The sequence below is a fragment of the Nostoc flagelliforme FACHB-838 genome, assembly GCF_014698065.1.
GTDB classification, from domain to species: Bacteria; Cyanobacteriota; Cyanobacteriia; order Cyanobacteriales; family Nostocaceae; genus Nostoc; species Nostoc flagelliforme_B.
On the sequence record NZ_JACJSI010000521.1, the window covers coordinates 1 to 3,513 of the forward strand.

The 3,513-nt window shown below is 38.8% G+C and carries 2 protein-coding genes and 2 pseudogenes; all 4 read right to left on the bottom strand.

Features of this window, described 5'->3' with window-relative positions; translation table 11 throughout:
• Positions 1-549 (bottom strand): annotated as a pseudogene (locus H6G97_RS47865) (DUF3854 domain-containing protein); the annotation flags it as partial.
• Between the two features lie 207 nt (positions 550-756).
• Positions 757-1,239 carry a relaxase/mobilization nuclease domain-containing protein gene (locus H6G97_RS47870; protein WP_242056127.1) on the bottom strand — a complete coding sequence of 161 codons (483 nt, stop codon included), beginning with the start codon at positions 1,237-1,239 and terminating at the stop codon, positions 757-759.
• 10 nt (positions 1,240-1,249) lie between these two features.
• A complete protein-coding gene (locus H6G97_RS47875) occupies positions 1,250-3,028 on the bottom strand; it encodes a type IV secretory system conjugative DNA transfer family protein (protein ID WP_190947352.1) in 1,779 nt (592 codons plus the stop codon).
• 71 nt (positions 3,029-3,099) lie between these two features.
• Positions 3,100-3,513: pseudogene (locus tag H6G97_RS47880) on the bottom strand (hypothetical protein); the annotation flags it as partial.

Sequence of the window (3,513 nt, forward strand, 5' to 3'; positions counted from 1 at the left end):
ACTCTCTTGATATGATTGTGATAATGTATCTTTAAGTTCATCTTCACCTGTTAAAAAAACATTTCTCTGGATAGAAGGATTTAAATCTAGATTTTGTTGGTCTTGAATAGGTAGATATTCCTGGGGATTTTGAGAATTGAATGGTATAGTTAAAAACTCAACAGATGTGGCAGAAGGCGGAAGAATTAAGGGGGAATTGGGGTTAGGTAAAACTGGAGGTAAATCAGGAGCAGGAGGAAAATTTGACGGTGTTATATCATTACTACCGGGGAGAAGTTTAGGCAATAAATATGCCATCATCTCTTCTACTTGTTCTATTTCCTCATCTGTTACACCTTCAAAGTTACCTTTAGACCATTTCCAACCACCATCCTTATCAGGAGTAAGAAAATAAGTTTCTTCTCCTATTTCAATTTGACATTTTAAATCAATAGCTAATTCGATTGATTTATAAATAAACTCTCCTAAAGGATAAATAAAAGCTCTAATAAAATGCTGACTAGCTTTAGCGTAAGCAGAAGTGAGTTGCAAATGTCGTTCATCAAACATATTTTTTGTTAATTATTTATACACTGTGCGTAAGAATTCAGGAGTCAGCATTCAGGAGTCAGAACAGTAGAAGAACCAGAAACTCATTTGACTCAAAAATGTACTCGGAATATCAAACCTTTTATAAATTCTGTTAGCGTAGCGGGGCGCAGCCCATTCTGACTCCTGAATTCTGACTTCTTACCACTGTGCCTTGTGCTGTATTGTTTAAGAACAACAGTTGCATCGGCTCTGCAAATATTTATTGTTAGCAGGGTTTTCTAAGATCCGAGAACAAGATTGACGTAAAACCTCATATTGTTGCCAGTTAGCCCCCAAGTATTTGATATCAATGAGCTTACCTTCTGGAGTAACCCGATTAAAAACAATATGAATGTAAACATTACTTGGATTAATATCAAAAAAGCAAATATACTGCAAATCATGCCAGCCAATACCGTGAATATATTGATTAACTATTTGAATACATAATTGTTGATTTAGTTTAATATAAATATTCTTCAAACTGATAACAATATATATTCCTAAACTCTTAAGCCTTGGTCTAGTTCCAGACAAGGTATTAAAATTGTCAATGATTTGAGTTGGAGGAATATTAATTTCAATGAAACTACCATTAGCAAGAATATACTGTTGAGATAAAGTTTTGATTAAGTCAAAGTTCTCAATCTTCAATTCTTCAATAGTCATTTTCATAATATTAAAACCCGATATCAGGAGGAACTTGGTCTTGATTAACCATACTGCCAACGTCTTTTGATGTCAGACCGGAATTATTAGAAACAGCTTGAGGATTTTGGGGAATGGGGAAGCGTGAATCAACTTGCTTAACTCGCAAAGTTAAATCTTGCTGTGAGGGAAATTTTTGTGTACTCTTTCTAGCTAGTAAACTGACAATCCTTGCCCATTTAAGTTGATTGTATTTATCAATATTTTTGAGTGGCTCATTAATTTTGATACTTTTGAGTAAAGGAACAGACCCCTCCTTTTTATTGGCATAAGCCGGATTAATAAAAACGCATTTACCAGCAATTAACTTCAGAAATTGAGCCGATTCAAAAAGCTTTCTAGTTTTCTCTTGGTCGCTGATGCTTGTGCTATTATTTTTACTACCAGTAGAACGGCTTTTTTGCTTGTACTTAATCTCTTCATCACCTAAGAAGCTGGAGAATAATTGCGCCGACTCGTTCTCACCAGGATTAAAAATGAATTTAGTGCTGCAAGCCCCCAGGATCGCCTTGGCGATATCTTTACCGTAGTTCTTCTCAAGCTGCCCCATATTTTGGAAGCCGATAATACCGCAGAAGCCCTCAGAACGAGATTCGTTCAGCCATCTATATAAATCAGGCAGATAAATAGACGGTAATTCATCCAGTGCAACGATCAGTGGATCTTTCCGTTTTTTGGCAATATTTCGGGCGATGGTCATGTGTAAAATGCTGGTCATGAGGGGCCCTACTGCATCTCGGCGTTCTCTGTCCAACCCAAAGATAATCATCTGCTTACCTTTAATTTCCAAAGGTAAAGTTGTCTTTCCAATGAAGCAGCCTAGTGTGTTTTTCGCCATAAAGCGAGTGAACATGATGCTGGCGGTAGCGACAATCCCGGCAACGGTTTTTTCACTAGCTGCGGAACTGAACAACTGACCAAAAGCAATTTTTACCCAAGGATTGAGAGAAGCAGCCATCAGGCGTTTGACCATTTGTTCGCTAGAAAGTATCGCGGCGCAAGTCATAACATCTGCGAATTGACCGAACTCTTTAGCTAACATCAGAATTGCCTGAGTCAACTGATCACCAGACGGGCCGAAGAAACCATCTTCAGTTGAATTGCCCAAAAGTCGAAAATTCTTATTGATCACAGTGGAAATTTGTCGGGACGATTCGGCATCACTACTATCCCGGAGAAAATCTAAAGGATTGCAAACTTCAGATTCAGGAAATCCCGGTGCAAAGATGTGAACATCATAGCCCTTGTATTTAGCATAAGCAGCAACTTTCGCTTGAGAAGGATACTTAAAGTCATAAACTATACATGGAAATTCCTGATCAATTGCCGAGTAAATCATCGGGTTAATGGCGCTGAATGTTTTACCACTACCGGGAGCGCCGATGACTGCCGTACCTCTTTGCACATCAGGAATATAAAAAGTAGTGCCACCACCTTTTCCCTGATGCTTACCAATGTAAAGTGCCGCACTATCACATTGGGGATTGGCAATTTGCAAGATGGCTTTTTCCTGAGCAGTAGCAGTTTCTTTAGCTCCACCCCAATAAGAAGTAGCGATTTTCTTTTTGTTACCATCGCCAAAAAACACCTTGAGCAAAATATAAGCACCAAGTAAGGACAAAACTGTCAGTCCATTGGGAGTAAAAAGAGAGTGAGTGTACTTGCCAATTGCGTCTGAAGGATTTTGTAATTGCTCCAACTGAAATGTTTGACTAGTAGTTGTGTTAGTTGTCGCTAAAAACTTGCTCATAAAGGTATTGAAATCGAAGGTCTACAAGTTTTGCTCTAGCCGAAAATTCTTGAAGTAAAAATACTAAAGCATTACTCTGGAAGTGTTGAGGGTTGACCGAAAATAATGGGGTCTTTTTCTTTGTATTCGATAAACGGAACAGGCCCGATAAAGTATGGCGAACAGGTGCGACCAACAAAGGGAATGGTTTTGCAAATACGGAAGAACATGGCAGTTTCCATAGAACCGCTTGTTTCATCAATATCCCAAATCACTTGTTTAAATGCCGAACCAAAAGGATTTCTACCAGTTGGTTCTTGACCATCATTAAGCGCTTTCAAGATGCCAAAGCCACCTGTTACCTTCTGTACTTTGCCAGAAATCCATTGAGTTCCTGTAGTCCTGCCGATACCTGCCACCTCTGCATGAGCGCAATTATTCTGTAGGCAAGGAACATTAAACCCTTGTTGATAACTACCGGAAATTGAGCGAGTCCGGTTTGCTTC